The 25,754-nt window shown below is 73.1% G+C and carries 28 protein-coding genes and 1 pseudogene; 16 read left to right on the top strand and 13 right to left on the bottom strand.

Annotated features, from left to right (window positions below; all coding sequences use genetic code 11):
- A partial coding sequence (locus tag ACL02U_RS25680; RefSeq protein WP_412793306.1) for a VOC family protein occupies positions 1 to 465 on the bottom strand: 465 nt, incomplete at its 3' end.
- A 501-nt stretch (positions 466 to 966) separates the two neighbouring features.
- Between ACL02U_RS25680 and ACL02U_RS25675 the strand changes: the two genes are divergently transcribed.
- Together ACL02U_RS25675 and ACL02U_RS25670 are read left to right on the top strand one after the other, a co-directional pair.
- Positions 967 to 1,620 (top strand): ATP-dependent Clp protease proteolytic subunit, encoded by a 654-nt coding sequence (locus ACL02U_RS25675; protein WP_412793305.1) that lies wholly within the window; start codon positions 967 to 969, stop codon positions 1,618 to 1,620.
- A 4-nt stretch (positions 1,621 to 1,624) separates the two neighbouring features.
- Entirely contained in the window at positions 1,625 to 2,224 is a 600-nt protein-coding gene (locus tag ACL02U_RS25670; protein WP_412793304.1) for a ClpP family protease, read from the top strand.
- A 75-nt stretch (positions 2,225 to 2,299) separates the two neighbouring features.
- Here the strand turns inward: ACL02U_RS25670 and ACL02U_RS25665 are convergent, their stop codons facing one another.
- Entirely contained in the window at positions 2,300 to 2,698 is a 399-nt protein-coding gene (locus tag ACL02U_RS25665) for a helix-turn-helix domain-containing protein (RefSeq protein ID WP_412793303.1), read from the bottom strand.
- A gap of 241 nt (positions 2,699 to 2,939) precedes the next feature.
- Here ACL02U_RS25665 and ACL02U_RS25660 point away from each other — a divergent pair, with 241 nt between their 5' ends.
- On the top strand, positions 2,940 to 3,827 hold the full coding sequence (locus tag ACL02U_RS25660; protein ID WP_412793302.1) for an RNA polymerase sigma factor SigF: 888 nt from the start codon (positions 2,940 to 2,942) through the stop codon (positions 3,825 to 3,827).
- 122 nt (positions 3,828 to 3,949) lie between these two features.
- Here ACL02U_RS25660 and ACL02U_RS25655 read toward each other — a convergent pair whose 3' ends face one another.
- Positions 3,950 to 4,399 (bottom strand): ATP-binding protein, encoded by a 450-nt coding sequence (locus ACL02U_RS25655; RefSeq protein ID WP_412793301.1) that lies wholly within the window; start codon positions 4,397 to 4,399, stop codon positions 3,950 to 3,952.
- Positions 4,400 to 4,704: 305 nt separating this feature from the next.
- Here ACL02U_RS25655 and ACL02U_RS25650 point away from each other — a divergent pair, with 305 nt between their 5' ends.
- A complete protein-coding gene (locus ACL02U_RS25650) occupies positions 4,705 to 6,006 on the top strand; it encodes a streptophobe family protein (RefSeq protein ID WP_412793300.1) in 1,302 nt (433 codons plus the stop codon).
- Here ACL02U_RS25650 and ACL02U_RS25645 read toward each other — a convergent pair.
- The 4 genes and pseudogenes from ACL02U_RS25645 to mgrA form a co-directional block, all read right to left on the bottom strand.
- A complete protein-coding gene (locus ACL02U_RS25645) occupies positions 5,906 to 6,313 on the bottom strand; it encodes a hypothetical protein (protein WP_412793308.1) in 408 nt (135 codons plus the stop codon). The two genes, ACL02U_RS25650 and ACL02U_RS25645, sit on opposite strands and share 101 nt — an antisense overlap.
- 3 nt (positions 6,314 to 6,316) lie before the next feature.
- Positions 6,317 to 6,427, bottom strand: a pseudogene (locus ACL02U_RS25640) (serine/threonine protein kinase); the annotation flags it as partial.
- 32 nt (positions 6,428 to 6,459) lie between these two features.
- Positions 6,460 to 6,870, bottom strand: a complete 411-nt coding sequence (locus ACL02U_RS25635) for a hypothetical protein (RefSeq protein ID WP_412793299.1) — start codon at positions 6,868 to 6,870, stop codon at positions 6,460 to 6,462.
- A 422-nt stretch (positions 6,871 to 7,292) separates the two neighbouring features.
- Positions 7,293 to 8,285 carry an L-glyceraldehyde 3-phosphate reductase gene (gene mgrA / locus ACL02U_RS25630; protein WP_412793298.1) on the bottom strand — a complete coding sequence of 331 codons (993 nt, stop codon included), beginning with the start codon at positions 8,283 to 8,285 and terminating at the stop codon, positions 7,293 to 7,295.
- Between the two features lie 134 nt (positions 8,286 to 8,419).
- On the opposite strand from mgrA, the gene ACL02U_RS25625 reads away from it, so the two are divergent.
- Together ACL02U_RS25625 and ACL02U_RS25620 are read left to right on the top strand one after the other, a co-directional pair.
- Positions 8,420 to 9,304, top strand: coding sequence for a LysR family transcriptional regulator (locus ACL02U_RS25625; RefSeq protein WP_412793297.1), 885 nt, complete (start codon positions 8,420 to 8,422; stop codon positions 9,302 to 9,304).
- Between the two features lie 25 nt (positions 9,305 to 9,329).
- A complete protein-coding gene (locus ACL02U_RS25620) occupies positions 9,330 to 9,845 on the top strand; it encodes a mycothiol transferase (protein WP_412793296.1) in 516 nt (171 codons plus the stop codon).
- On the opposite strand, the gene ACL02U_RS25615 is transcribed toward ACL02U_RS25620, so the two are convergent.
- The 3 genes from ACL02U_RS25615 to ACL02U_RS25605 form a co-directional block, all read right to left on the bottom strand.
- Positions 9,827 to 10,903, bottom strand: coding sequence for an adenosine deaminase (locus ACL02U_RS25615; RefSeq protein WP_412793295.1), 1,077 nt, complete (start codon positions 10,901 to 10,903; stop codon positions 9,827 to 9,829). The genes ACL02U_RS25620 and ACL02U_RS25615 overlap by 19 nt on opposite strands.
- Before the next feature lie 50 nt (positions 10,904 to 10,953).
- Positions 10,954 to 11,349 carry a VOC family protein gene (locus ACL02U_RS25610; protein ID WP_412793294.1) on the bottom strand — a complete coding sequence of 132 codons (396 nt, stop codon included), beginning with the start codon at positions 11,347 to 11,349 and terminating at the stop codon, positions 10,954 to 10,956.
- A 114-nt stretch (positions 11,350 to 11,463) separates the two neighbouring features.
- Positions 11,464 to 12,126 (bottom strand): CDP-alcohol phosphatidyltransferase family protein, encoded by a 663-nt coding sequence (locus ACL02U_RS25605; protein WP_412793293.1) that lies wholly within the window; start codon positions 12,124 to 12,126, stop codon positions 11,464 to 11,466.
- 153 nt (positions 12,127 to 12,279) lie between these two features.
- On the opposite strand from ACL02U_RS25605, the gene ACL02U_RS25600 reads away from it, so the two are divergent.
- The gene (locus ACL02U_RS25600) at positions 12,280 to 12,858 is read left to right on the top strand and encodes an SRPBCC family protein (protein ID WP_412793292.1); all 579 of its coding nucleotides are present in this window, start codon (positions 12,280 to 12,282) and stop codon (positions 12,856 to 12,858) included.
- A gap of 182 nt (positions 12,859 to 13,040) precedes the next feature.
- Positions 13,041 to 15,314 (top strand): methyltransferase domain-containing protein, encoded by a 2,274-nt coding sequence (locus ACL02U_RS25595; protein ID WP_412793291.1) that lies wholly within the window; start codon positions 13,041 to 13,043, stop codon positions 15,312 to 15,314.
- A 141-nt stretch (positions 15,315 to 15,455) separates the two neighbouring features.
- Here the strand turns inward: ACL02U_RS25595 and ACL02U_RS25590 are convergent, their stop codons facing one another.
- Both ACL02U_RS25590 and ACL02U_RS25585 read right to left on the bottom strand, forming a co-directional pair.
- Entirely contained in the window at positions 15,456 to 15,908 is a 453-nt protein-coding gene (locus ACL02U_RS25590) for a MarR family winged helix-turn-helix transcriptional regulator (protein WP_412793290.1), read from the bottom strand.
- Between the two features lie 189 nt (positions 15,909 to 16,097).
- Positions 16,098 to 16,592: a DUF6624 domain-containing protein gene (locus ACL02U_RS25585; RefSeq protein ID WP_412793289.1), complete on the bottom strand. Its 495-nt coding sequence runs from the start codon at positions 16,590 to 16,592 to the stop codon at positions 16,098 to 16,100.
- A 217-nt stretch (positions 16,593 to 16,809) separates the two neighbouring features.
- Here ACL02U_RS25585 and ACL02U_RS25580 point away from each other — a divergent pair, with 217 nt between their 5' ends.
- The 7 genes from ACL02U_RS25580 to urtE all read left to right on the top strand — a co-directional run bounded on the left by ACL02U_RS25580 (position 16,810) and on the right by urtE (position 23,772).
- Positions 16,810 to 17,514 carry a nitroreductase family protein gene (locus ACL02U_RS25580; RefSeq protein ID WP_412793288.1) on the top strand — a complete coding sequence of 235 codons (705 nt, stop codon included), beginning with the start codon at positions 16,810 to 16,812 and terminating at the stop codon, positions 17,512 to 17,514.
- Between the two features lie 83 nt (positions 17,515 to 17,597).
- Positions 17,598 to 18,710, top strand: a complete 1,113-nt coding sequence (locus tag ACL02U_RS25575) for a substrate-binding domain-containing protein (protein ID WP_412793287.1) — start codon at positions 17,598 to 17,600, stop codon at positions 18,708 to 18,710.
- A gap of 266 nt (positions 18,711 to 18,976) precedes the next feature.
- Positions 18,977 to 20,218 (top strand): urea ABC transporter substrate-binding protein, encoded by a 1,242-nt coding sequence (gene urtA / locus ACL02U_RS25570; RefSeq protein ID WP_412793286.1) that lies wholly within the window; start codon positions 18,977 to 18,979, stop codon positions 20,216 to 20,218.
- 64 nt (positions 20,219 to 20,282) lie between these two features.
- Positions 20,283 to 21,179 (top strand): urea ABC transporter permease subunit UrtB, encoded by an 897-nt coding sequence (gene urtB / locus ACL02U_RS25565; RefSeq protein ID WP_412793285.1) that lies wholly within the window; start codon positions 20,283 to 20,285, stop codon positions 21,177 to 21,179.
- The gene (gene urtC / locus ACL02U_RS25560; RefSeq protein WP_412793284.1) at positions 21,176 to 22,309 is read left to right on the top strand and encodes an urea ABC transporter permease subunit UrtC; all 1,134 of its coding nucleotides are present in this window, start codon (positions 21,176 to 21,178) and stop codon (positions 22,307 to 22,309) included. The genes urtB and urtC overlap by 4 nt, the downstream gene beginning before the upstream one ends.
- The gene (gene urtD / locus ACL02U_RS25555) at positions 22,306 to 23,070 is read left to right on the top strand and encodes an urea ABC transporter ATP-binding protein UrtD (RefSeq protein ID WP_412793283.1); all 765 of its coding nucleotides are present in this window, start codon (positions 22,306 to 22,308) and stop codon (positions 23,068 to 23,070) included. The genes urtC and urtD overlap by 4 nt, the downstream gene beginning before the upstream one ends.
- Before the next feature lie 9 nt (positions 23,071 to 23,079).
- Positions 23,080 to 23,772 (top strand): urea ABC transporter ATP-binding subunit UrtE, encoded by a 693-nt coding sequence (gene urtE, locus ACL02U_RS25550; protein ID WP_412793282.1) that lies wholly within the window; start codon positions 23,080 to 23,082, stop codon positions 23,770 to 23,772.
- 176 nt (positions 23,773 to 23,948) lie between these two features.
- Here the strand turns inward: urtE and ACL02U_RS25545 are convergent, their stop codons facing one another.
- A complete protein-coding gene (locus tag ACL02U_RS25545; protein ID WP_412793281.1) occupies positions 23,949 to 25,013 on the bottom strand; it encodes a MerR family transcriptional regulator in 1,065 nt (354 codons plus the stop codon).
- A gap of 253 nt (positions 25,014 to 25,266) precedes the next feature.
- On the opposite strand from ACL02U_RS25545, the gene ACL02U_RS25540 reads away from it, so the two are divergent.
- The gene (locus ACL02U_RS25540; protein ID WP_412793280.1) at positions 25,267 to 25,704 is read left to right on the top strand and encodes an SPW repeat protein; all 438 of its coding nucleotides are present in this window, start codon (positions 25,267 to 25,269) and stop codon (positions 25,702 to 25,704) included.
- The last annotated feature ends 50 nt before the right edge of the window (positions 25,705 to 25,754 follow it).

The raw sequence follows: 25,754 nt of genomic DNA, 5'->3' as shown, positions 1-25,754 counted from the left end.
CCTCTCCAGTTCGGCGATGTCGAACTTGCCCATGGACATCATGGCTTTCGCGGCACGGGCGGCCTTCTGCGGGTCCGGGTCGTTGATCATGTCGAGCAGGCCCTCGGGAACGACCTGCCAGGAGACGCCGTAGCGGTCCTTCAGCCAGCCGCAGGGACCGCCCTCGCCACCGTTCTCGGTCAGCTTCGACCAGTAGTGGTCGACCTCGGCCTGGTCCGCGCAGAAGATCTGGAAGGAGATCGCCTCGCTGAACGTGAACTGCGGTCCGCCGTTGAGGGCGAGGAACTTCTGGCCGTTGGCCGTGAACTCCACGGCGAGTACCGAGCCCGCCGGGCCGGGGCCGGCGTCGGAGTGGCGGCCGACCCGGTCGATGCGGGAGTTCTCGAAGACCGACACGTAGTAGTTCGCGGCCTCCTCCGCCTGGCCGTCGAACCAGAGGCAGGTGGTGAATCCGTCGGACGCCATGAGGCACCTCCTGGGAATGGGAGCGGTAGCGCCGTCGCCGATGCGGACGCTGTCACCGGTGTAGACGGGAGCGGCCCGCCGAACTCATCGGTCCGGCGGCCGCGGATCGCCCAGCGCCCCGGCTGGTCGCGTCGCGGCTCGTCTCACACCGTTGCTGAGATCGTAGTCGGGTCTCGCCATTCCTGACATTCTTGGCATTTCGCCCCGGAAGCTCCGTCTCGTCACCAGAGTGCGAGCGCTTCGGCCTGAGTACGGTCCCTCGTCTCCGTCTCCGTCTCCGTCTCCGTCTGCCGCTGCTGCGGCAGGGCGCCGCCACCCGCCCGCGCCCGCCTCCGGCGCGCCCGGCGGTGCGGTACCCGCTGCCGGGCTCAGGCTCCGCCGCGGGGGCCTTCTGCCGGGGGCGAATCTGCGGCGGGCAGAGAGACCTCCCCCGGCAGAGGCGTCGGCCGGAGAGTGGTCGGTGCGGCGAGATACGCCGCACACGACGTACGAGGAGCGACGATGTCCCCACTCACGGCCGGCCTGGAGCCGGTCGCGCTGCCCCGGGCGGAGGAGGGCGGCACCCCCACCAGCCGCTTCGACGACGACCTGGCCGCCCAGTTGCTCGGTCGGCGGATCGTCCTCCTGGGCACCCGGGTCGACGAGGTCTCGGCGAACCGGGTCTGCGCCCAGTTGCTGGTCCTGTCCGGCGAGGACCCGCGCACCGACATCAGCCTGTTCGTCAACAGCCCCGGCGGCTCGGTCCACGCCGGCCTGGCGATCTACGACACCATGCGGCTGATCCCGAACGACGTGTCCACGCTGGCGATGGGGTTCGCCGCCAGCATGGGCCAGTTCCTGCTGGCCGTGGGCACTCCGGGCAAGCGGTACGCGCTGCCGCACGCGCGCATCATGATGCACCAGCCGTCGGCGGGGATCGGCGGGACCGCCGCGGACATCGAGATCCAGGCGGAGAACCTGGAGTTCACCAAGCGGGTCATCGAGCGGATCACCGCCGAGCACACCGGGCAGAGCCCGGAGACCATCTCGCGGGACGGCGACCGGGACCGCTGGTTCACGGCCGAGGAGGCCAGGGAGTACGGCATGGTGGACCGGGTGGTGCAGTCCCTCGCGGACGTTCACCCGGCCGCGTCGCGGCGACGGACGGGGCTGTAGGCGCATGGGTACGTACACGATTCCGCACGTCGTCGAGCGCACCCCGCAGGGCGAGCGCTCCTACGACGTCTTCAGCCGCCTGCTCAGCGAGCGGATCGTCTTCCTGGGCACCGAGATCGACGACGCGGTGGCGGGCGTCGTCATCGCGCAGCTGCTGCACCTGGAGGCGGCGGCTCCGGAGACCGAGATCGCGGTGTACCTCAACTCGCCCGGTGGATCGATCACTTCGCTGATGGCGGTCTACGACACGCTGCGGTTCGTACGGGCGCCGGTCGCCACCTTCTGCGTCGGGCAGGCGGCGTCCACGGCGGCCGTGCTGCTTGCCGCGGGGGACCCTGGACGGCGGTTCGTGCTGGAGCACTCGCGCGTGCTGCTCGGTCAGCCGGCCAGCGGTGGCAGTCAGGGCACGGTGTCCGATCTCGCCCTGCAGGCGAAGGAGATGGCCCGCATCCGCTCGCAGGTCGAGGAGGTGCTCGCCCGGCACACCGGGCACGACGCGGCGACACTGCGCGCGGACATGGACCGCGAGAAGGTGTTCACCGCCGAGGAGGCGGTGGCCTACGGACTGGCCGACGAGGTGCTCAGCCGGCGGCTCGCCGGGTGACACGCGGCGGGCTCCCCCCGGTCGAACGGCCGGGCGGAGTCCGCCGCGGCGCGGGCCGGGCGGAGTCCGCCGCGGTCAGGCCGCCAGGCAGAGTCCGTTGCGCGGGGCGGTGGACGCACCGGGGCGGGCGGACCGCCGCACGGACACGCCGGACAGCTCCGAGTGCGCCCGGGCCAGCAGGTCGCCCAGCCCGAGGCCGAGGGCCCGGGCGGCGGCCGCGAGGACCTCCGAGGAGGCCTCCTTGCGGCCGCGCTCGACCTCCGACAGGTAGGGCATGGAGATGCGGGCCGTGTCGGCGACGTCCTTGAGGGTGCGCTCCTGGGCGAGGCGCTCGCCTCGCAGGACCCCGCCGACCAGGTCGCGCCACAGCGGTTCGGGAGGTGGTCCGGCCTCGGCCGGGCGGGCGGTCGGCGGCCGCCCGCCCGGCGGAAGGGGCGGCGGGACACGGACGGTCTTCGGCGCTCGGTTGCTCACCGCCCCAGCCTAGGTTCCCGCCGTTCGGAAGAGGGAGGGGCAGGCGTTCCGCCCTGAGTGAAGTCGCGACGGGACGGCGTCGCGACGTCCCGGGGCGGAGCGACCGGCCGGCACCGGAGGTTTACTCCCGACATCGCCTTTCCGCCCCAACCGAGGCACACCGGGCATACGCCAATGGGGCCCGGGTAAGCGGACGTTGAGTGCAATCGTCGCTGCCCGCTCTCGTGGGAGGGAAGATCCGATGGCCACCGCCGCGGTCCGGCCGGAAGCAGAACTCACCAAGGACAGCACCGGGACGAGCACGGACGCGGGATCCCTGCCGGGCGTCGGGGACGCGCGCGACGTGGCACCCCGGGACGCACGGGAGCTGTCCCGCCGGTTCTTCCGCCGCCTGGCGGAGCTGGAGGAGGGGACGCACGGGTACCAGTACGTCCGCAACACGCTCATCGAGATGAACATGTCGCTGGTGCGGTTCGCGGCCGGCCGGTTCCGGAGCCGCGGTGACGACATGGAGGACGTCGTCCAGACCGGGATGATCGGTCTCATCAAGGCCATCGACCGGTTCGACCTGTCCCGGGAGGTGGAGTTCACCTCGTTCGCGCTGCCCTACATCGTCGGTGAGATCAAGCGCTTCTTCCGGGACACCACCTGGGCGGTGCACGTGCCGCGGCGCCTTCAGGAGTTGCGCGTGGAACTGGCCAGGGCGCGCGACGAACTGGCCGCCCGGCTGGACCGGGAACCGACGGTCGCGGAGCTGGCCACGCTGATGGACCTCTCCGACGACGAGGTGGTCGAGGCGCAGCTCGCCTCGAACGGCTACAACTCCGCCTCGCTGGACGCGGCCCTCACCGGTGACGGGGCGGAGGACGGCGAGGCGGTGCTGGCCGATTTCATCGGCGTGGAGGAGCAGCGGCTGGAGCTGGTCGAGGACTTCCGGTCGCTGGCGCCGCTCATGGCGGACCTGGGCGAGCGGGACCGCAGGATCCTCCATCTGCGGTTCGTGGAGGAGGCCACCCAGGCCGAGATAGGGAAGCAGCTCGGCTGCTCGCAGATGCACGTCTCCCGGCTGATCAAGCACATACTCACCCGACTGCGGGAGGGCATGCTCGGCGAGCTGGGATGCGCCTGACAGGGCGCATCCCGACGCGGGTGCGCCTGGGTGGCGCCTGCGCGTCCGGTGCACCCCGCGAGCGGCCGAGGTGCCGGTGACGGGGCGTCTGCGGCACCCGCTACGCAGCCGGCGGCGGGCGTTCAGCGCAGCGGTACGACGGCCCGCACCCGCTTGCCGACCGGGACGCGCTCCACGGTGATCTCCGTGGCCAGCACGCCGACTATCTCCAGGCCGTGCCGGCCGATGCGCTCCGGGTCGCGCGGGAACCGTACGGGCAGCGCGCCGCTGCTGTCGTACACGGAGACGGTCACCGCGGCGTCGGTGCCCTCCAGTTCCAGGATGTACGGGCCGCTGCTGTGCCGGTCGGCGTTGGTGACGAGCTCGCTCACCACCAGCAGCAGCTCCTCGCGGGTCCGGTCGCCGACGGCGGCGCACCACTCGGTCGTGAGCTGCTCGACGAAGCGCGCGGCCAGCGCACGGGCCTCCGCGATGCTCCCCGGTTCCCCGCTGTAGTGGGCCGCCCGTCTCAGTGGCTCCACGGGCACGTCGAAACCAGTCGGTATCACTGCCCCGCCCAGATACTCGGTCATGCGTGGTCTTCCTCGTTCTCCGGACCGGCCGGACTCTGCTGCACCTGTCCTCGTACCCCGTGCCGCGCCGGCCACTCCCCCTTCCGGGGCGGGGGTGGAGTGGGGTGCGTTACAGCTCGGCGAGGCCGCTCGACGGTCCCGGTGGGGCGGCGGCCGACCGGGACGCCGTTCCCGCCGCGGTGGCCGGGCTCGACAGGGGCGGCTGGGGTGCGGCCATCGTGTGCTCCGGTGCGGTGGCGGGCGCAAGCGGACGCGGACGGACCTCCCGGCGGGCGCCCGCCGGGCGCGCTGCTTAGCGTGGCGTTGTGAGCTCCCCCACCGCCTCCGTTCGGACATCCGCCCGTCACGGCTGGCCGCAGGCCGTCGCCGCCGCGGTGCTCGGTCTGCTCGCGATGGGCGCCACGGCGGCGCTGGGGCTGTGGGCGGCCGGTGCGGCGGATCTGCCGGACGGCGCCTTCGCGCGCGTGGTGGCGGCGACCGTGGTGACCGCCGTCGGCGGCAGCGTGGAGGTGTCGGGGAACGCCGGCGCACTCGCCGGCACCTCGGCCGGGATGACGGTGATGCCCCTGTCCGTCACCCTGGCCGGTGCCCTGGTGGTCGCGGCGGGCTTCCTGCGGCCGCTGCGGCACCGGGCGGTCGCCGGCGCCGGGGAGCTGGCCGGCTGGGCCGCGCGGATCGCGGTGGTGTGGCTGCTCGGGCTGCTCGGGTTCGCGCTCGCTGCCCGGCACACCTTCGCGATCCCGCTGGGGGACAACGTCCTGAGCGATCTCGGTGACCTGTTCGGCATCACGCCCGAGGTGGGTTTCCGCGCCGACGTCCCGGTTTCGGTCGTGTTCGGGTTGCTGTGGCTGGCCGGGGTGTTCGTGCTGGCCCTGCTGGTGGCGCGGGGCGCGCCGCTTCCGGGGCGGCTGCTGCGTTTCCAGGAGTCGGTGCGGCCGGCCGCGTACGCCATGGTGACGCTGCTGCTGGCCTGCGTCGCCGTCGGCCTCGTGATCGCCCTGGTGGTCGCCGCGACCCGCGGCCGTCCGGCGGAGACGTTCGCGGTGGTGCTGCTGGGCCTGCCGAACGTGGCCTGGCCGGCGCTGACCGTCGGCATGGGCGCCACCTGGAACGGACGGGTGGAGGGTCCGTTCGGGCTGCCCATGCCGCACGTGCTGGACGAGGTGCTGCGCACCCCGGACATCTCGGCGCTGAACCTCCGCACCCTCGCCGAGCACGACGGCCGGGTGTGGTGGCTGGTGGCGGCGACCGCGGTGCTGATGCTCGCGGCGGCCTTCGTGCTGGCGGCGCGTTCACCCGCCCGGATGCGGGCGTGGCAGCACGCCGTGCAGATGGCGGTGGCGTCGGCGCTGACGGTGTGGACGGTCTGCCTCGTCGCCCGGATCTCCGCGCACTACGGACTGTCCCTGCTGGGGCTGGGCGATCTGGGCGGTGGCCTGTCCGGTCGGCTGTTCCTGAGGCCGGAGACGGCGACGGCGGTCGGCCTGGCGCTGCTGTGGGGAGCGGTCACGGGATTCCTGGGGGCGCTGACGGCGACCGCGCTGCGGCGGCGCGGCCTGCTCCGCGAGGTCGGAGGACCGGCTCGGCCCAGCCCGGAGGGGACTTGAGCCCGCTGCCGGCCGGGGGGCGGGCGGCGAGGTCCACCTCGGTCAGCGGGTGCCCGCCGTCGGAGGCGCCGGTGCCGGGGTCCTCGGTGCCCGCGGCACGCAGCGCGGCGACGAAGGCGAGGCAGGAGTCGTACCGGTCGTCCGGGCTCTTGGCGAGGGTCCGGGCGAACACGGCGTCCAGGCCGACCGCCAGGTCCGGCCGGTCCTCGGTCGGCGGCGGCGGTTCGTCGTACTGGTGGGCCCACAGCAGGGCCATGTCGTCGTCGCGGCGGAACGGCGGGTGACCGGTCAGGCACTCGTGGACCACGCAGGCGAGGGCGTAGACGTCGCAGCGGCCGTCGACGGGCCGCCCGGAGATCTGTTCGGGGGCGACGTAGTCGAGGGTGCCGACGAACTGGCCGACGGTGGTGAAGCCGGTCAGCGACAGCGACTTCTTGGTCAGTCCGAACTCGGTTAGGCGACGGGCACCAGGAGCGGCGGCGCCGCCCGCTGCATGCGCAGGGCGTCGACGGACTCGGCGAGCAGTTCGTACTCGGTGGTGTCGTCGCTGGTGGCGATGCGCACCAGGCGCCCGCCGGCCAGCTCGTCGGCGACCTGCCCCTGCCGGTCGGGGTCCGCGCACCAGGCCCGCAGCACGCCCGGCACGTCGGTCACGGTGTCGGCGACCGGGACCAGCGCGCCGGTCGGGAAGTGCGGCCCGCCCGGCTCCGGGTCGAGCCGGTCGGCGATCCAGCAGGCCCGGTCGCGCAGCCACCACAGGGCCAGGGCCAGGGTGGGCGCGCGGTAGGTGCCGAGCGGTACTCCGATGCGCCGGCCGTCGCAGACTCCGTACGCCGTGACATGGCACAGGAACTCGTCGTGCACGTCTCACTCCCCCGTCGCGCCTCGCCCGCCTGGCGGCGTCGCCTCTCCCTGCCTGCGGCTTGTGTGCGGTGCACTACTGCTCGTGTTCGAGTATGTTCACCGCTGAACCACAGTCACCATGCTTTTCGGCCAGTCTCCTGGCATATTCACCGGGCCGACTGGCCGAAACAAGGCAACCGGTGTCCGCTCCCGGGCGCGGGGGGCCGCCGGGGGGACCGCGGGGACGGCGATGACCTGGGAGGTAGCGGAACCGCCCGGACCGGGCCGCCCGGCAGGGTGGCCGCCCCGGGTCGCCGCGGGCGGCGAGCCGCCGCCGGGGTCGGTCGAGCCGCTGCCGGGGTGGTCGAGGCGCGGCCGAGAGCGCCGAGCCGCGGTCGGGGTCCTCCCCCGGCCACGGCTCGGCCCTTGCGTACCGCGGTGCCTCAGCCCTTGAGGACGGCGTCGATGCGGGCGAGTTCCTCCGCGTCGAAGTCCAGGTTGCGGGTGGCCGCGATGCTGTCCTCAAGCTGCCGCGGGCTGCTCGCCCCGACGAGGGCGGAGGTCACCCTGCCGCCGCGCAGCACCCAGGCCAGCGCCATCTGGGCCAGCGACTGGCCGCGGGCCCCGGCGATCTCGTCGAGCCGGCGCAGCCTGGCGACCAGGTCCTCCGTGACGGCGTCGGCGTTCAGGAACGGGCTGTCCCCGGCGGCGCGGGAGCCGTCCGGGATGCCGTCGAGGTAGCGGGAGGTCAGCAGGCCCTGCTTCAGCGGGGAGTAGGCGATGGACCCGACCTGCAGCTCGTCGAGGGCGTCGAGCAGGCCCTCGTCCTCGGGCCGGCGGTCGAGCATCGAGTAGCGCGGCTGGTGGATCAGCAGCGGGGTGCCCAGTTCGCGGAGGATGCGGGCCGCCTCGCGGGTCTGCTCCGCGGAGTAGTTGGAGACGCCGACGTAGAGGGCCTTGCCCTGCTGCACCGCCGAGTGCAGGGCGCCCATCGTCTCCTCCAGCGGAGTGTCCGGGTCCGGGCGGTGCGAGTAGAAGATGTCGACGTGATCCAGGCCCATCCGCTTCAGGCTCTGGTCGAGCGAGGACAGCAGGTACTTGCGCGACCCCCACTCGCCGTACGGACCGGGCCACATCAGGTATCCGGCCTTGGTGGAGACGACCAGTTCGTCGCGGTAGGACGCGAAGTCGTCCCGCAGGGCCTCGCCGAGCGCCAGTTCGGCGGCACCGGGCGGCGGGCCGTAGTTGTTGGCGAGGTCGAAGTGGGTGACGCCCAGGTCGAAGGCGCGCCGGAGGATGGCCCGCTGGGTCCGGGCCGGCCGGTCCGGACCGAAGTTGTGCCACAGCCCGAGCGACAGTGCGGGGAGTTTCAGTCCGCTGCGTCCGGTGCGCCGGTAGGGCAGGTCCGCGTAGCGGTCGGGGTGTGCGGTGTACAACGCGACTCCATGGATGACGGGCGTGGGCACGGTGGTGAGGGGTTCGCCGGAAAGCGGTACCCACTCTGCGCGAGCTGCGGGCCAGCGGTCCAACAGAAGAATCCGATGGGATTCAGCGGATAACCTTCTCAATCATGGAACTGCGTCATCTGCAGCACTTCACCGCGGTCGCCGAGGAACAGCACTTCACCCGGGCGGCCGAACGGCTGATGGTGTCCCAGTCCGGACTGTCGGCGTCGATCCGCGCCCTGGAGCGGGAACTGCAGTCCGCCCTGTTCGTGCGCACGACACGCCGGGTGACGCTCACCGAGGCCGGACGGGCGCTGCTGCGCGAGGCGGAACGGATCCTGGCCGGGGTGCGGGCCGCGCACGAGGCGGTGGCCGCGGTGCAGGGCGTGCTGCGCGGCACCCTGTCGCTGGGGACCGAGCAGTGCATCGCCGGAGTGAACGTGGCGGGCCTGCTGGCCGCCTTCCGGCGCCGCCACCCGGACGTCGAGATCCGGCTGCGGCAGACCGGTTCCGGCGCACTGGCCGAGGAGGTCGCCGCCGGACGCCTCGACCTGGCGTTCGCGTACAGCCCCCAGGCCGACACCGGCCAGTTGCGCTCCGTGCCGCTGGCCGGCGAGCCGATGACGGTGCTCTGCCATCCCACGCACCGGCTCGCGGCGGCCGGCGCGGCCGTCGCACCGCGGGAGCTGGGGGGCGAGGTCTTCGTCGACTTCCACCCGGACTGGGGGCCGCGGCGGGCCACCGACGCCGCTTTCGCGGCCGCGGGCGTGCGGCGCACCGTCGCGCTGGAGGTGAACGACGTGCACAGCCTGCTGGACCTGGTGGACGAGAACCTCGGCGTCGCCGTCGTACCGCGCCACTTCCGGGACAAGCGCCCCTCGCTCACCGCGCTGCCGGTCAGGTGCGGTGACGAGACCGCCTACGCGACGGCCGCGCTGCTGCCGCCGCAGCAGTCCACCAGCCCGGCGGCACGGGCCCTGATGGCGCTGCTGGACACGGGCAGCGGCTGAGCGGCGGCTGAGCGATCGTGGAGTCATGCATGCCAAGGACATCCTCATCGAGGGCTACGGCCGCATCCGCGAAGAGGTGCACGCCGCCGTCGCCGGCCTCGGCCCGGACGAACTCAACGCCCGCCCCTCCCACGAAGCCAACTCCGTCTCCTGGCTGGTCTGGCACCTCACCCGCATCCAGGACGACCACATCGCCGACGCCTTCGGCCTGGAGCAGGTGTGGCTGTCGCGGGACTGGCACCGGGCCTTCGGCCTCGGCCTGCCGCGCCTCGACACCGGGTACGGTCACGGCCCGCAGCAGGTCGGCGAGGTCCGCGTCGACTCCGCCGACCTGCTGACCGGCTACTACGACGCCGTGCACGAGCAGTCGCTCCAGGCCCTGCGCGGACTGACCGCGAAGGACCTGGAGCGTGTCGTGGACAAGCGCTGGGACCCGCCGGTCACCCTGGGCGTACGGCTGGTCAGCGTCCTGTCGGACGACCTCCAGCACGTCGGGCAGGCGGCCTACGTGCGCGGGCTGCTTCAGCAGAGGTCCGCGTAGCCCGGCAGGACGACGTCCTCGATCAGCGCCCTGCGCTCGTCGAACGGGATGAAGGCGCTCTTGACCGCGTTCACCGTGACGGCCCGCAGGTCCTCGGCGGTCCAGCCGGCCTGCTCGACCAGCAGGGACATCTCCCGGGTCATGGTCGTGCCGGACACCAGTCGGTTGTCGGTGTTGACGGTGACCCGGAAGCCGAGGTCCTTCAGCGCGGTGATCGGGTGCCCGGCGATCGAGGCGGCGGCGCCGGTCTGGAGGTTGGAGGTCGGGCACATCTCCAGCGCGATCCGGCGGTCGCGGACCCAGCCGGCCAGCCGGCCGAGCTTGCCGTCCACGATGTCCTCGGTGATCCGCACACCGTGCCCGATCCGCTGCGCGCCGCACACCTGGATCGCCTGGTGGATGCTGGGCAGGCCGTGCGCCTCCCCGGCGTGGATGGTGAACGGCACGCTCTCCCGGCGCAGGTGCTCGAAGGCGGCCAGGTGGTCGGCGGGCGGGAAGCCGTCCTCCGCGCCCGCGATGTCGAAGCCGACGACACCGGCGTCGCGGTGGGCGACCGCCAGCTCGGCGACCTCCCCGGTCCGGTCGAACATCCGCATCCCGCAGAGCAGGGTGCCCACCCGCACCGGAGTGCCGGCGGCGGCCGCCTTCGCCATTCCCGCGGCCAGGCCCTCCTGCACGGCGACGACGACCTCCTCCAGGGTCAGTCCGCCCCGCACCATCAGCTCGGGGGCGTAGCGCACCTCGCCGTACACCACGCCGTCGGCGGCGAGGTCGAGCACGTACTCCTCGGCGGTGCGCAGCAGGCCCTCGCGGCTCTGCATCACGGCGAGGGTGTGCTCGAAGGTGGCTATGTAGCGGACCAGGTCGCCGGAGCCGGCGGCCTCGACGTACCAGGCGGCCAGCTCGCCGGGGTCGGTGGTGGGCAGCGGGTGGCCGGCCTGCGCGGCGAGTTCCACGACGGTCGCGGGGCGCAGCCCGCCGTCCAGGTGGTCGTGCAGGACCGCCTTGGGCAGGCGGCGCAGGGTGTCGGCGTCGATACGGTGGGCGGGAGCGGTCATGAGCGGGCGTTCCTCGTGGTGGTGCGGTTCCTCGGGCGGCGGGTGCCGCCTCAGGCGGTGGCGGGTTGGAGCAGGTCCCAGCGGTTGCCGTACAGGTCGCGGAAGACGGCGACGGTGCCGTACGCCTCCGTGCGGGGCTCCTCCAGGAAGGTCACGCCCGCCGAGGTCAGGCGGGCGTGGTCGCGGGCGAAGTCGTCGGTGTGCAGGAAGAAGCCGACCCGCCCGCCGGTCTGGTCGCCGACGCGGGCCCGCTGGGCGCCGTCCTTCGCACGGGCCAGCAGCAGAGCGGTGGCGGCGCGGTCGCCGCCCGGTTCGACGACGACCCAGCGGGAGCCGTCGGGGCGCGGCGAGTCCTCGGCGAGACGGAACCCGAGGGCGCCGGTGTAGAAGCCGATCGCCTCGTCGTAGTCGTCGACGACGAGGGTGACCAGGGCGATGCGTCTCATCGGGAACCTTCCGGTGCGGGCGGTTGACGGGAGAGGTTATACGTAAAACCCCGCGGGATGCCAGTCCCTCCGGACGGACCGCGGGCAGCGGGAAGGGCAGCGGGGTGGGACGACTCAGCGGCGGGCCAGGCGCCGCACGGCGACGACCACCTGCAGGGCGGCAGCCGGGCGCAGCAGGACGGGGCGCGGCCGCTCCGGCACGGCCCCGCGCCGCAGCGCCACGTCGGTCACGACGACCACCGGCAGCGCCCAGGCGGCGACGGCCGCCGTCCGTACGGTGCGGCTGGGGTCGTGGCGCAGGGTGAACCAGGTCCAGAAGGCGGCATCGGCGAAGGTGTCGGCGTGGTCGCCGAAGGGGGACGTCGTCCCCCGGCGACGGGCGAGGCTTCCGTCGGCGACGTCCAGGGCGATCGCCAGGACGCCGCAGGCCCTGCCGGAACCGCCGGGCAGGGCGGGGAGGTTGGCACGCAGCAGGGTCACGAGATCCGCGGCGGCCAGGCGGTTGCGGTGCTCCAGCAGTCCGAGGTGCAGGACGGCCATACCCCAGCCGGCCACCACCCAGCGCCGTCCGGGCCGCCGGCCGGCCGCCGCGGCGTACAGCACGGCGTGCACGGCGGTGAGTTCGGCCAGGGCCCGCGGGCGCCGGGAGGCCTGGCGCAGCGACCGGCGTGCGGCCCGTCCGAGGAAGCGCATGGCGGCTGACGGCACGGGGCCGGCCTCACGCAGGTCGGCCAGCAGCGCGTTCGTCGCGGCGCGGCTGTCGCCGGTCCCGGACACGGGCACCACGTCCTTCCGTCCTCCGCCGGTTGCCGGCGCTCGGAACCGGGGGCGACACGGAGCGGGGACGGTGAGCGCGCTCACTGATCGGCGGGCCGGTACGGCTTAGCGTCGCACGGGAGACGGGAACGGACGAGTGGAGAGGTCGGGGCGATGGTGCGGATCGGTGGGGCGGCGGCGGTGGCCGCGGCCGGCTCGGCCCTGGCGGCCGGGTACCTGGGGTTGGTGACCGGAGCGATGCCGCTGGATGTGGGGGTGGGCCGGCGCACCCGCCCGCTCGGTCCGCGGCGGTTCGACATCGCCGCGCCGCGTGGGACGGTGTTCGAGGTGATCGCCCAGCCCTACCTCGGCCGGGCGACCCGGGCCGCGCGAGAGAAGGTCACGGTGCTGGAGCGGGGCAGCGACATGGTGCTCGCCGCGCACCGCACGCCGGTCGCCGGTGGGCGGCTGACGGCGACGACGGTGGAGACCGTGCGCTTCACCCGGCCCGCCCGGATCGACTTCCGCCTGGTGCGCGGTCCCGTCCCGGCGGTCACCGAGACCTTCGAACTCGCCGAGCAGGAGTCGGGGACGCGGCTCGTGTACCGCGGCGAACTGGGTACCGACCTGTGGGCGCTCGGCCGGTGGTGGGGCGATGCCGTCGCCGCGCGCTGGGAGACCGCCGTCGAGGCCACGCTGACCGCGGTGGCGCGGGAGGCGGAGCGGCGCGCAGCCCTCGGTGGACCGGCGTAGGTGCGTCCGCCCCGGCAGGCCCCGCGGGGCGGTACGCGTCGCCCCGATCGTCAGGCTCCGGCGGGTGCCCCCGGCGCGTCCGGTCCGGCCGGCCCCGCCCCACCCGCACTGCCTGCGGGCGGCACCCCTGATCGTGGCGCCGTCCGGTGAGTGAAGGAAACCCGTACACGAAGGAGCTCCGCATGGCCCAGGCATCCGAGCCCCGGCGCAAGACGGACCGCGACGAGGTGTTCGTGGAGTTCACCAAGTCCGTCTGCCCGCTGTGCAAGACACCCGTCGACGCCCAGGTCAACATCCGCGACGACAAGGTCTACCTGCGTAAACGATGCCGCGAGCACGGGGAGTTCGAGGCGCTGGTGTACGGGGACGCCGAGGAGTACCTGTCGTCGGCCCGCTTCAACAAGCCCGGCACCGTCCCGCTCGTCTTCCAGACCGAGGTGAAGGACGGCTGCCCCAGCGACTGCGGGCTGTGCCCGGAGCACAAGCAGCACGCGTGCCTGGGCATCATCGAGGTGAACACCGGCTGCAACCTGGACTGCCCGATCTGCTTCGCCGACTCCGGCCACCCGTCACGCGAGTCCCCCGGTGCGAGCGGTGCCGAGAGCGGACCCGAGGGCGGCGGAGGCTACTCCCTCTCCCGCGAGCAGTGCGCGACCATGCTCGACGCCTTCGTGGAATCCGAGGGGGAGGCGGAGGTGGTGATGTTCTCGGGCGGGGAGCCCACCATCCACAAGCACATCCTCGACTTCGTCGACCTCGCCCAGACCCGTCCGATCAGGAACGTCACCCTCAACACCAACGGCATCCGCCTGGCCACCGACAGAGCGTTCGTCGCCGCGCTCGGCGAGCGCAACCGGGTGCCCGGCAGATCGGTCAACATCTACCTGCAGTTCGACGGCTTCGACGAGCGCACCCACCTTCGGATCCGGGGCCGCGACCTGCGGTCGTTCAAACAGCGGGCGTTGGACAACTGCGCCGAGGCCGGGCTGACCGTCGCGCTCGTCGCCGCCGTCGAACGCGGCCTCAACGAGCACGAACTCGGGGCCGTCATCGAGTACGGGATCGACCACCCCGCCGTCCGCTCGGTGGTGTTCCAGCCGGTCACCCACTCGGGCAGACACCTGCAGTTCGACCCGCTGGACCGGCTCACCAACCCCGACGTGATCCGCCTCATCGGCGAGCAGCGCCCGGACTGGTTCCGCAAGGGCGACTTCTTCCCGGTGCCGTGCTGCTTCCCGACCTGCCGCTCCCTCACCTACCTTCTGGTGGACGGCGAACCGGGGGACCGCACCGTGGTGCCCATCCCCAGGCTGCTGAACGTGGAGGACCATCTCGACTACGTCACCAACCGGGTCATGCCCGATCCCGCGATCCGCGAGGCCCTGGAGAAGCTGTGGTCGGCCTCCGCGTTCATGGGCGCGGCGACGACCGGGGAGAAGCTGCGGGCGACGGCCGAGGCCCTGGACTGCACCGGGGGCGGTTCCGCAGCCGTCGGCGGTGGGGGAGGCTGCGGCATCGACCTGCCCGAAGCGGTGAAGGACCTCGACGACAAGGCGTTCATGATCGTCGTGCAGGACTTCCAGGACCCCTACACCCTCAACGTCAAGCAGGACCGTCCGCACCGCGGGCGCCGGAGAAGGGAGGCTCCCGTCATGAGCCTGCCGCCCGGCGGAGAGGAGCTGAAAGCGTGCTGCGCCGCCGCGTACGCCTCCGACATCGTCGCCCTCCTCCTCGGCGACTCGTACCATCCCGGGGGCTCCGCCCTGACCCGCCGCCTCGCCGACGGCCTCGGCCTGACCCCGGGTGCGCGGGTCCTCGACGTCGCCTCCGGCCGCGGCACCACCGCCCTGCTGCTGGCCGACGCATACGGCGCCGAGGTCGACGGGGTGGACTACGCACCGGCGAACACCGCCCTCGCCCGGGGCGCCGCCCGGGCGGCCGGGCTCGCCGACCGGGTGCGGTTCACCACCGGCGACGCCGAGCAGTTGCCCTCGCCCGGCGGCGCGTTCGACGCCGTGGTGTGCGAGTGCGCGCTGTGCACCTTCCCCGACAAGGCCCGGGCCGCAGCGGAGTTCGCCCGTGTCCTGCGGCCGGGCGGCCGTCTCGGCCTCACCGACGTCACGGTCGACCCGGCCCGGCTGCCGCCCGAGTTGTCCGGTCTCGGCGCGCGGATCGCCTGCATCGCCGATGCCCGGCCGCTCCGCGAGTACGTCGGGATCCTGGCCGGTGCGGGCCTGCGCACGCTCCGTACCGAGCGCCACGACGAGGCGGTGCTGCGGATGATCGACCAGATCGAGGCGCGGCTGGACCTGCTGCGCATCACGGCCTCGGCCCGCCTCGACGAGGCCGGTGCGGACCTCGCGGCGGCTCCGGCCGTTCTCGACGCCGCCCGTGCGGCGGTCGCGGACGGCGTGCTCGGCTATGCACTGCTGATCGCCGAGCGCACCCCGCAGTGAGGTGGAGCGCGGGCCGGAGGGACATGCCGCCGAGCGGCACTCCCGGCGCGTCCTCTTGCCCGGCAGGTCCGGTCGACGGCGCGGTGCACCACTGCCCGGTCGGCAGCCTCGCCGCGCGGGTCCACCGGGGGCGGCGTCCCGTCAGTCCCGGGCCGTTTCCGCGGCCGGCGCCGGGCCTAGCGCCGCCGACAGCCGCGACAGCAGGGCGCGGAGCAGTTCCTCGTCGCCCTCGCCGATCGGGGGCCAGTCGGCGCGCACGGCCCGGTCGACGCGCCGCCAGTACTCCTGCCCGCGCGGGGTCAGATGGGCGAGGACCCTGCGCCGGTCCAGGGGGTCGACGCGGCGGTGCACCAGATTGCGGTCGACGAGCTGGTCGACCAGCTTGGTGAGGGTCGGCGCGGGCAGGAAGGCCGCCTCGGCTATCGCCGTCATGTGGTGCCCGGCCCCGTCGGACAGCACGGCCAGCACGCGCCACGCCTCCAGGGTGCAGTCCTCGCCGAGGAGGGCGGTCTCGAGCCGGCGCGCGGTCAGGCGTTCGGCCCGCGTGAGGAGCTGCACCAGATGGTCGGGGCGGCGCGGAGATGAAGCGGGCATCCTGCTCCTAGGTCACGGCGTGGGTACATCGTAGGAGATGCGGGGGCGGGGGCCGGCGGGGCGAAGGACGCACGACGGCCGCAGGGGCCGTCAAGCGGCCCGGCGCCCTCGCGTGTCCCGCCGAGCCGGCGGAGCGACGTCCTCGTCGACACGGTGGCGCCCGGTGCGAGGGCATCCTCCGTACGGCGGCTACTCGCGGCCGCGCACGCGCCGGTCGTACTCCGCGGCCGGCTCCAGACCCGCCGCGGCGCGCCGGGCGTCCAACCGGTCGGGCTCGGTCACGGGAAGCGGCCGCGGGTTCCCGTTCGGGTCGCTGGTGTACTGGGTCCCGTACACCTGAGGCTCGCCGGCGGCGACGCGGACCCGGTCGGTGAGGTACGCGAGGTGGCACGGCAGGGCCTCCCCGGCTTCGACGGCGCCCCGGAGGAGGTCGAGTACCCGGCGCTGGAAGCCGGGAGCTGCGTCTGCGTGCTGCGCCAGGAGCCATGCCTCGTCGGCCCCCTGCTCACCGACCAGGGTGATCCCCGGCCAGCCGTGCTCCTCGACGACCCGCTTCAGCCAGGCTGTGTTGTCCGCGTCGATCCGGACCAGTTCGCGGCCGTCGCCGCCCTCGAGCGCGCGGCGGCGGGCGGCCTGGTCCTGCTCGGCGCGGCGGTGGAACTCGGCGGCGAGTTCGTGGTTCATCGTTCGGGCCTCCGCAGTCGTTCCGGTGGATGCTCCCCTGGCCGGCGGGCCGCAGGAGCGGGGGCGGTTCGCGTGCTTCGTGACGCCGGTGTGCCCGCCGGTGCGCGGTGGATCCGGCGGGCGAGGTGTCGCTCGAGGCAGCGGGACGTCCTTCTTGGCTCTGCCCTTCGTTCCCGCCCCTGGAACCCGGGGGGCGCGGGGCACCAGACTCTCCCCCATGACAGCCACCACCGAAGAACGCTGGGAGCCCACCCACGGCGCCCCCTACCGCCCGGTCCCCTACCGCCCGGAGCGCATGGAGCCCGCGGAGTCCCTGACCCGTGCGGCGGAGCTGCGCGACCGCATGCGGCAGCGGCGCACGGTGCGCCGGTTCTCCTCCGACCCGGTGCCGGCGCAGGTCGTACGGGACGCCATCGCCTGCGCGGCCACGGCGCCTTCCGGTGCGCACCAGCAGCCCTGGACCTTCGTCCTGGTCCGGGACCCGGAGATCCGCAGGCGCATCCGCGAGGAGGCCGAGCGCGAGGAGCGGACCTCCTACGACGGCAGGCTCGGCGAGGAGTGGCTCGCCGCCCTGCGCCCGCTGGGCACGGACGCGGTGAAGACGCACCTCACGGACGCGCCGGCGCTGATCGTGGTCTTCCAGCAGCGGTACTGGCTGGGTGAGGACGGGGCCAAGCGCAAGCACTACTACGTGGACGAGTCCGTGGGCATCGCGGTCGGCATGCTGCTGTCCGCCCTGCACCTGTCGGGCCTGGCCGCGCTGATCCACACGCCCAGCCCGATGCGGTTCCTCTCCCAGGCGCTGGGGCGCCCGGAGAACGAGAAGGCCTTCGCGGTGATCCCGGTCGGCTATCCGGCGGAGGACTGCGAGGTGCCGGACCTGAAGCGGAAGGCGCTGGACCAGGTGATGCTGGAGGTCTGACGGGCGCCCGGGGTGCGAGCGCTCCCGCCCTCCGGCGGGAGGCGGGGCTGGAGTTCACCCGGTGGACCCGAAATCATGGCGCCATGTTCCGGCACGTGCCCCCTGTCCCCGAGTGGTTCACCGCCGACGGTTCGGCGCTCGGCGTGGCGCTGGTCTTCCCCCTGCAGGGACCCGCGGGGATCTTCGGGCCGGCCTGCGAACTCTGCGCGCGGCTGGCCGCCGAGGAGGTCAACCGCGCGGGCGGGGTCCTCGGCCGCGAGCTGCGGCTGCTGCCCGTGGACGGCGGGGCGCCGCCGCGCGAGGTCGCCGACCGGGTGGCCGCGCTGGTCGATCTGGGGGTCGTCCAGGGCGTCACGGGCTGGCACATCTCCTCGGTCAGGCGGGCGCTGGCGCCGAGGATCGCCTCTCGCGTGCCGTACGTCTACACCGCGCTCTACGAGGGCGGGGAGCGGACCGCCGGCGTCTTCCTCACCAGCGAGACGCCTCGCGACCAACTGCGCCCGGCGATGGACCTGCTGACCCGGGAGCGCCGGGTGCGCCGCTGGTTCGTCGTCGGCAACGACTACGTGTGGCCGCGGCGTACGGCGCGGGCGGCGCGCGCCTATGCGCGCCGGTGCGGTGCCGGGATCGGCGGCGAGGCCTATCTGCCGCTGGGCACCGACGACTTCGGGCCCGTACTGCGGCGCATCGAGCACGCGGAGGCGGATGCGGTGCTGATGCTGCTGGTCGGCAGCGACGCGGTGCGGTTCAACCGCGCGTTCGCCGCTCGCGGGCTGCCCGCCCGCTGCCTGCGGCTGAGCACGCTGATGGACGAGAACATGCTGCTGGCCAGCGGCCCGGCAGCCACTGCGGACCTGTACAGCACGGCCGGCTTCTTCGCCTCGCTCGCCAACCAGGACACCCTCGACTTCCACGGCCGGTACGCGCGCCGCTACGGCATCGAGGCCCCGGTGCCCGGCAGCCTCGGCGAATCCTGCTACGAGGGGGTGCTGCTGCTGGCGGCGCTGCTGGAGCGGGCCGGAACACTCGACATGGGGGCGATCGGGGCGGCGGCCGACACGGTGTCGTACGAGGGGCCCCGCGGACTGCTGCACCTGCGGGGGAGCCATGTGCGGCAGCGGATCTACCTGGCGCGTGCGGACGGCCCGGATTTCGACGTGGTCACGGAACTGGATACCGGCGGCCCCCGCCCTTGACAGCTCTCGCCGGCACCAAGATACTTCCCGCGGAAAGTAATGAGAATGCTCCGGCGAATTGTGAATTCAGGATCTGAATACACGTCACAGACCGTCGGGGCATTTTTTGTTGCCTCCGGGAAAGTATCGCGAAACACCCCTGAAACAGGGCGACTTGAAGCTGTGGACCGCACTTCAGGAGGAGGTCGTCCTCCACACCCGAGGGGGTTCATTTGTTCAGCGGTCCCAGCAGTTCCCGCAGTTCCCGCAGTTCCAGCTCTTCCGCGATGCTCCGCCGCCGCTTCCTGGCCGGGGGCGCCGCGCTCGCCGCCGTCGTGGCGCTGTCCGCGTGCGGCGCCAAGACCGGCGCGGGCGCCCCGTCGTCCGACAAGGGCGCGGAGATCGACGTCAGCGGCGACACGGTCAAGGTCGGCCTGCTCAACTCGCTCTCCGGCACCATGGCGATCAGCGAGGTGACCGTACGCAACTCGCTGCTGCTGGCGATCGACGAGATCAACGCCTCCGGCGGGGTGCTCGGCAAGAAGATCAAGCCGGTGAGCGAGGACGGCGCATCCGACTGGCCCACCTTCGCCGAGAAGGCGGCCAAGCTCATCAAGAACGACCACGTCGCGGCGACGTTCGGCTGCTGGACCTCCGCCAGCCGCAAGGCCGTCAAACCGGTGTTCGAGAAGAACCGGTCGCTGCTCTTCTACCCCGTGCAGTACGAGGGCCTGGAGGAGTCGCCGTACATCTTCTACACCGGCGCGACCACCAACCAGCAGATCGTGCCGGCCCTCGACTACCTCAAGAGCCAGGGCAGGAAGCGGCTCTACCTGGTCGGCAGCGACTACGTCTTCCCGCGCACCGCCAACAAGATCATCAAGGCGTACGCGAAGGCCAACGGCATGCAGATCCTCGGCGAGGACTACGCCCCGCTGGGCTCCACGGAGTTCAGCACGATCGCCAACAAGGTGAAGGCCTCCAAGGCGGACGCGGTCTTCAACACCCTCAACGGCGACTCCAACGTGGCCTTCTTCAAGGAGTACAAGTCCGCGGGCCTGACGGCCGCGAGCATGCCGGTGGTCTCGGTGTCGATCGCCGAGGAGGAGGTCAAGTCGATCGGTGCGCAGTACCTGGCGGGGCAGTTGACGGCCTGGGACTACTACCAGACCACCCCGGGCGCGGCGAACGAGAAGTTCGTGAAGGCCTACAAGGCCGAGTACGGCCGGGACAAGCCCACCAGCGACCCGATGGAGGCCGCCTACACCTCGGTCTACCTGTGGAAGGCGATGGTCGAGAAGGCGAAGTCGTTCGACCCGGAGAAGGTGAAGGCCGCGTCCGACGGGATCACCTTCGACGCACCTGAGGGCACCGTCACCGTCGACGGGGCCTCGCAGCACATCTACAAGACCGCGCGGATCGGGAAGATCGGCACCGACGGTCTGATCACCCAGGTGTGGGACTCCGGCGAACCCATCAAGCCGGACCCGTTCCTCAAGGGCTACGCATGGGCCTCCGGGCTGTCCTGACCGTCCGCCGCGCAGGGGGCCGCGCCGCCGCCGGCCCCCTGCCCCGCCCCTTCGGAGCCGCCCCGTGACCGTGGTCCTCGGTCAGACCTTCACCGGCATCTCGATCGGTGCCGTCCTGCTGCTCATCGCGCTCGGCCTGTCCCTCACCTTCGGCCAGATGAACGTCATCAACATGGCCCACGGCGAGTTCATCATGGCGGGCGCCTACACCACGTACGTCCTGCAGAAGTCCATTTCCGCCGCGGGAATTTCGCTGATCGTCGCTCTTCCCGTGGCATTTCTCGTCTCCGGTACCCTCGGCGCCCTGCTCGAATGGCTGCTCATACGCCGGCTGTATCTGCGGCCACTCGACACCCTTCTCGTCACGTGGGGCGTTTCGCTGATGCTCCAGCAACTCGCCCGCGACGTATTCGGTGCACCGAACGTGCAGACCCGTGCGCCGGAAATCCTCACCGGCAACCTCACGCTCGTCGGCGGCGACGATCCGCTCACCGTCGCCAGCAGCCGGCTGTTCATCCTCGGGCTGGCGGTCGCGGCGGTGGTCGCGCTGTCGCTCACCCTGCGGCTGACGCCGCTGGGCCGGCGGATCCGGGCCGTGGTCCAGAACCGCGACCTGGCCGAGGTGTCCGGCGTCTCCACCTCCCGGGTGGACCGCACCGCCTTCTTCATCGGCTCCGGGCTCGCCGGCGTCGCCGGGGTGGCGCTCACCCTCGTCGGCCCGATCGGGCCCACCATGGGCACCCACGTCATCATCGACGCCTTCCTGGTCATCGTGGTCGGCGGGATCGGGCAGCTCAAGGGCAGCGTCATCGTCGCCTTCGTGCTCGGGGTGCTGCAGTCGGTGCTGGAGTACTCCACCACCGTGAGCGTCGCCAAGGTGCTCGTCCTGGTCGCCATCGTGGCGTTCCTCCAGTGGCGGCCCCAGGGGCTGTACACGCTGCGCACGAGGAGTCTGGTATGACCGCCCCGCCCTCCCACCGCACGGGCCCCCTCCGCGGCCGCCCGGCACGCACCTGGGCCGGCTTCGCGGGCGCTGCGGTGCTGCTGTTCGCCGTGGCGCCGCTCGCGCTGTCCGACTTCCGGCTCTCCCTGCTCGCCAAGTACCTGTGCACGGCCCTGGTCGCCGTCGGCATCTGCCTGGCCTGGGGCCGCGGGGGGCTGCTGACCCTGGGCCAGGGCGTGTTCTTCGGGCTCGGCGGCTACGCCATGGCGATGCACCTGAAGCTCGCCGACGCGGGGCCGGGCAACCTCCCCGACTTCATGCAGCTGTACGGCTCCGCCACCGAACTCCCCTGGTGGTGGCGGCCGTTCGCGAACCCGCTGTTCGCCGTCGCGGCGACCGTGCTGCTGCCGATGGCGGTGGCGGCGCTGCTCGGCCTGTTCGTCTTCCGCCGCCGCGTCAAGGGCGCCTACTTCGCGATCCTCAGCCAGGCACTCGCCTCGGCGTTCGCGATCTGGCTGGTCGGCCAGCAGGCGACGACCGGCGGCACCAACGGGCTCACCGACATCCAGGGCTTCTTCGGCTACGCCCTCGACGACCCGGTCAACCAGCGCATGGTGTACTTCCTCATCGCCGCCGCCCTGCTGCTGGTGGTCGCCCTGGTCCGGCAGCTCGTGCACAGCCGGTTCGGTGAACTCCTGGTCGCGGTGCGGGACTCGGAGGAACGGGTGCGCTTCCTCGGCTACGACCCGGCCAACGTCAAGCTGGTCGCCTATGTGGTCGCCGCCGGAACGGCGGGCCTGGCGGGTGCCCTGTTCGTGCCCGCGGTCGGCATCATCTCGCCGGCGCTGGTCGGCATCGTGCCGTCCATCGAGTTCGTGATCGGCGCCGCGGTGGGCGGACGGGCCAGTCTGGTCGGCGCGGTCCTCGGCGCGCTCGCGGTCGCCTGGGCGAGGACCGCGCTCTCGGAGGAGTTCCCGGCTGCCTGGACGTACTTCCAGGGGCTGCTGTTCATCGTGGCGCTGGCGTTCCTGCCCGGCGGCCTGGCCTCGCTGACCGGTGCCCTGCGGCGGCGCCGGTCCACTGCGGCGGGGACCGCGCAGGGCACCGCGGACGCGGCGACCCCGGCACCGGTGGGAGAGAGGGCATGAGCGGACTGGACGTACGAGGACTGACGGTGGCCTTCGACGGCTTCACCGCGGTCGACGGGGTGGACCTGCGGGTGGACTCCGGTGACCTGCGGTTCCTCATCGGACCCAACGGGGCGGGCAAGACGACCCTGGTCGACGCGGTGACCGGCCTGGTCCGGGGCCGGGGTTCGGTGCGGTTCGGCGGGACCGAACTGCTCGGCCGGAGCGTGCACCGCATCGCACGGTCCGGGATCGGTCGCACCTTCCAGACCGCGACCGTGTTCGAGGAGCTGACGGTGCTGCAGAACCTGGACATCGCGGCGGGGGCCGGCCGCGGCGCGTGGACCATGCTCCGCCGCCGCAGGGGCGTGCCCGGGAGTGTGGCACGCGCGCTGGAGACGATCGGCCTGTCGGACGCGGCCGACACCCCGGCCGGGACGCTCGCCCACGGGCAGAAGCAGTGGCTGGAGATCGGGATGCTGCTCGTGCAGGACGTCCGGCTGCTGCTGCTCGACGAGCCGGTGGCCGGCATGAGCCACGAGGAGCGGCAGGCCACCGGCGAACTGCTGCGGGGCATCAGCCGCGAGCGCACCGTCGTGGTCATCGAGCACGACATGGACTTCATGCGGTCCTTCGCGCGCAGCGTGACGGTGCTGCACGCGGGACGGGTGCTGAGCGAGGGGACCGTGGCCGAGGTGCAGGCGGACCCGCGCGTGCAGGAGGTCTACCTGGGCGGCGCTCCCGCCGGGGCGGCCGCGGACGCGGCCGTGCAGGAGGTGTGAGGAGGCGTGATGCTGCAGATCGAGGACGTCCGGGTCGGCTACCACCGCAGCACCGTGCTGCACGGTGTCACCGTCGAGGTGCCGAAGGACGGTGTGGCGGCGGTGCTCGGGCACAACGGCGCCGGCAAGAGCACCCTGCTGCGCGCGGCGGTGGGACTGCTCTCCCCCGGCGCCGGCGCGGTCCGCCTGGACGGCGAGGACATCACCCGCCGCAGGCCGCACGAGCGGGTGGCCCGGGGCATGGCGTACGTGCCGCAGGGCCAGCAGTCCTTCCCGCACCTGACCACGGCGGAGAACCTCCAGCTCGTCGCGGACGGCCGGCGCCGCGGCCGGGAGGCGGTGAACGAGGCGCTGGACCTGTTCCCGGCGCTGCGCGCACTGTCGGGACGTCGCGCGGGTCTGCTCTCCGGCGGTCAGCGGCAGCAGCTCGCGCTCGCCCGGGCGCTGGTGACCGAACCGCGGGTGCTGCTCCTGGACGAGCCGACGGAGGGTGTCCAGCCGTCCGTGGTGGCGGAGATCGAGGAGACGATCCTCGCCCTGGCCTCCCGCGGCGGGCTGTCGGTGCTGCTGGTGGAACAGCACGTCGGATTCGCGATGCGGGCGGCCGGAAGGTACTACGTGCTGGAGGCCGGGCGCGTCACCGCGCAGGGCGAGGGCGGCGGGGACGCCGAACACGCCGTGCGCGAGGCGCTCAGCGTGTGAGCGCCGCGCCGGGTTCGCCGCCTGCGGGCATCCGGTCGCGCTCCGGCGGCACCGCCCCGGCGGGACGGCCGGAGTCGGACACCGGTCGACCGACGGCAGGCGGCAGGCGGCAGGCGGCAGGCGGCAGGCGGACGGTCGGCGGCGGGTGGCCGCCGATCGCCGGGCGGGGCCGCCCCTCAGTCGCCCTGCTGCCCCTGGTGCAGGCCGGTCAGGATCCGCACCGCCTCGTGCAGGGACGAGGACCTGAGCATGCCGTAGGCGGTCCGCCCGGCCCAGCCGGGGCCGCACAGCATCACCCGGGTCCGGCTCCGTGCGCCCTTCACTCCCCACCGGGCGTCGGCGACGTGCTGCGCCAGCGGCAGGCTCGCGTTCGACCGGGTCTGCGCCCACAGCACGACGGCCGCCGGGCCGAGCCGCCGGACCGCCGCGGTGAGCGCCTCGGCCGGCACGGCGGCACCGAACATGCGGGTCGGCACCCCGTGCAGGCTGAGCGAGGCGTTCAGCGCCTCCAGCGGCAGGGTGTGCTGCTCCCCCGGCAGGCAGGCCAGCAGGACCGGGCCGGCCGCGGAGCCGCCGTACGGCGCGGGCGGCCGGGTGCAGCGGCGCAGGACGCTGGAGACGTGCCAGGACAGCAGGTGTTCCACCTCCACGTACCGGTCACCCGAGGAGGCCCACTTCCGGCCGACGGCGTGCAGCGTCGGCACCATGACCTCCTGCCAGGCCACGGTCAGACCGTGTTCCTCCACCGCGGTGGTCACCTGCTCCTCCACGGCGGGCGCGTCCAGCCGCACCGCGGCGCGGGCCAGACCGCGGCACTCCTGCCGCACGTCGCCCAGCGGCAGCGTCCCGGCCGCCCGCGGGGAGTGGACGGGTCCCCGGGCCGAGTGGAGCGAGGGCATCGGGCCGGTTTCCGGGACCGGCCGGACCGGGCCGGCGTTCTCCTTGGCTGCCCGGGCCGCCTCGGCGGGAGGAACTCCCTCCGAGGTGAGCCGGCACATCGTCTCCAGCATCGCCACGTCCTGCTGCGACCAGCGGCGGTGCCGGCCGTCGGCGCGGACCGCGGGACCGATGCCGTAGCGGCGGTCCCAGGAGCGCAGCGTGGTCGGGGCCACGCCCAGGCGACGGGCCACGGCTCCGGTGGTGAGCCCCGAATCGGCAGCTGCCGCCGGGCCGGTGCCGGTGCCGGGGGCGACCGGTGCCGGATGCCGCACCGTCGCGCCGTCGTCCGCCGTGCGACTCATGGCACCGACTATAGCGACGCAGAATCGATGCGCGTCGACCCCGCCCGGGCAGCGGACCGCTCGGGCGGGGCAGCGGTCACGGCACGTTCCGGCGCCCCGGCGGCGCCCCGCCCGGCCCGTCGTTGCCGCCCCCGAGAACACCGGACCCCACCTCTACACATAAAGGACAGATAAGGGCACAATGGAGGCAGGCGGCGCTCACCGCACACCGCTCCCTCGAGCGGTCTGGCCATTCAGTCGAAGGAGACGAGCCATGGCCGATGTGTCGCACACCAGAGGGGACATGACCACGCACCCCGATGTCTCCGAGATGCGGGCCCGGTACGCCCGCATGCTCGGCGGTCGCGATGTGGCGCTCGTGGACGGGCCGGTTTTCCTGCTCGGCCTGTACTGCGCCGTGTCGCCGTGGATCCTCCACTACACGGCGAGCCAGCCCCCGCTCGTCACCCACAACGTGATCGTCGGGATCGCGATCGGGCTGCTGGGGCTGGGCTTCACCTTGTCGCCGGAGCGCATGTACGGCCTGAGTTGGGCCATGTGCGCGCTCGGCGTGTGGATGATCATCGCCCCGTGGATCGTGGGCGACAGCCCCGACGCGGGCGTGGTGTGGAACAACGCCGTGATCGGCGGGCTGGCCGTGATTCTGGGCCTGCTGTGCGCCGGTTCGGCGGCGAAGAGCGCCAGGCCGTAGGGGAGCCTCGGCCCGGCCGAGAGGGCGAGGGGGGCGGCCCGCACGCGGCG

The organism is Streptomyces sp. MS06 (genome assembly GCF_047200655.1).
Classification (GTDB): Bacteria; Actinomycetota; Actinomycetes; order Streptomycetales; family Streptomycetaceae; genus Streptomyces.
The sequence above is the reverse complement of the archived record's forward strand: the minus strand, read 5'-3'. Positions and strand labels throughout refer to the sequence as shown.

Bases quoted from the DNA above. Each gene is read 5' to 3' on its own strand.
- ACL02U_RS25655 (WP_412793301.1), bottom strand. From the start codon at position 4,399: ATGACCGAGTATCTGGGCGGGGCAGTGATACCGACTGGTTTCGACGTG.
- ACL02U_RS25615 (WP_412793295.1), bottom strand. From the start codon at position 10,903: ATGACCGCTCCCGCCCACCGTATCGACGCCGACACCCTGCGCCGCCTG.
- ACL02U_RS25600 (WP_412793292.1), top strand. From the start codon at position 12,280: ATGGTGCGGATCGGTGGGGCGGCGGCGGTGGCCGCGGCCGGCTCGGCC.
- urtD (WP_412793283.1), top strand. From the start codon at position 22,306: ATGAGCGGACTGGACGTACGAGGACTGACGGTGGCCTTCGACGGCTTC.
- ACL02U_RS25660 (WP_412793302.1), top strand. From the start codon at position 2,940: ATGGCCACCGCCGCGGTCCGGCCGGAAGCAGAACTCACCAAGGACAGC.
- ACL02U_RS25585 (WP_412793289.1), bottom strand. From the start codon at position 16,592: ATGAACCACGAACTCGCCGCCGAGTTCCACCGCCGCGCCGAGCAGGAC.
- ACL02U_RS25675 (WP_412793305.1), top strand. From the start codon at position 967: ATGTCCCCACTCACGGCCGGCCTGGAGCCGGTCGCGCTGCCCCGGGCG.
- ACL02U_RS25580 (WP_412793288.1), top strand. From the start codon at position 16,810: ATGACAGCCACCACCGAAGAACGCTGGGAGCCCACCCACGGCGCCCCC.
- urtC (WP_412793284.1), top strand. From the start codon at position 21,176: ATGACCGCCCCGCCCTCCCACCGCACGGGCCCCCTCCGCGGCCGCCCG.
- ACL02U_RS25595 (WP_412793291.1), top strand. From the start codon at position 13,041: ATGGCCCAGGCATCCGAGCCCCGGCGCAAGACGGACCGCGACGAGGTG.
- ACL02U_RS25670 (WP_412793304.1), top strand. From the start codon at position 1,625: ATGGGTACGTACACGATTCCGCACGTCGTCGAGCGCACCCCGCAGGGC.
- ACL02U_RS25620 (WP_412793296.1), top strand. From the start codon at position 9,330: ATGCATGCCAAGGACATCCTCATCGAGGGCTACGGCCGCATCCGCGAA.
- ACL02U_RS25625 (WP_412793297.1), top strand. From the start codon at position 8,420: ATGGAACTGCGTCATCTGCAGCACTTCACCGCGGTCGCCGAGGAACAG.
- urtA (WP_412793286.1), top strand. From the start codon at position 18,977: ATGCTCCGCCGCCGCTTCCTGGCCGGGGGCGCCGCGCTCGCCGCCGTC.
- ACL02U_RS25545 (WP_412793281.1), bottom strand. From the start codon at position 25,013: ATGAGTCGCACGGCGGACGACGGCGCGACGGTGCGGCATCCGGCACCG.
- urtE (WP_412793282.1), top strand. From the start codon at position 23,080: ATGCTGCAGATCGAGGACGTCCGGGTCGGCTACCACCGCAGCACCGTG.
- ACL02U_RS25575 (WP_412793287.1), top strand. From the start codon at position 17,598: ATGTTCCGGCACGTGCCCCCTGTCCCCGAGTGGTTCACCGCCGACGGT.
- ACL02U_RS25590 (WP_412793290.1), bottom strand. From the start codon at position 15,908: ATGCCCGCTTCATCTCCGCGCCGCCCCGACCATCTGGTGCAGCTCCTC.
- ACL02U_RS25540 (WP_412793280.1), top strand. From the start codon at position 25,267: ATGGCCGATGTGTCGCACACCAGAGGGGACATGACCACGCACCCCGAT.
- ACL02U_RS25610 (WP_412793294.1), bottom strand. From the start codon at position 11,349: ATGAGACGCATCGCCCTGGTCACCCTCGTCGTCGACGACTACGACGAG.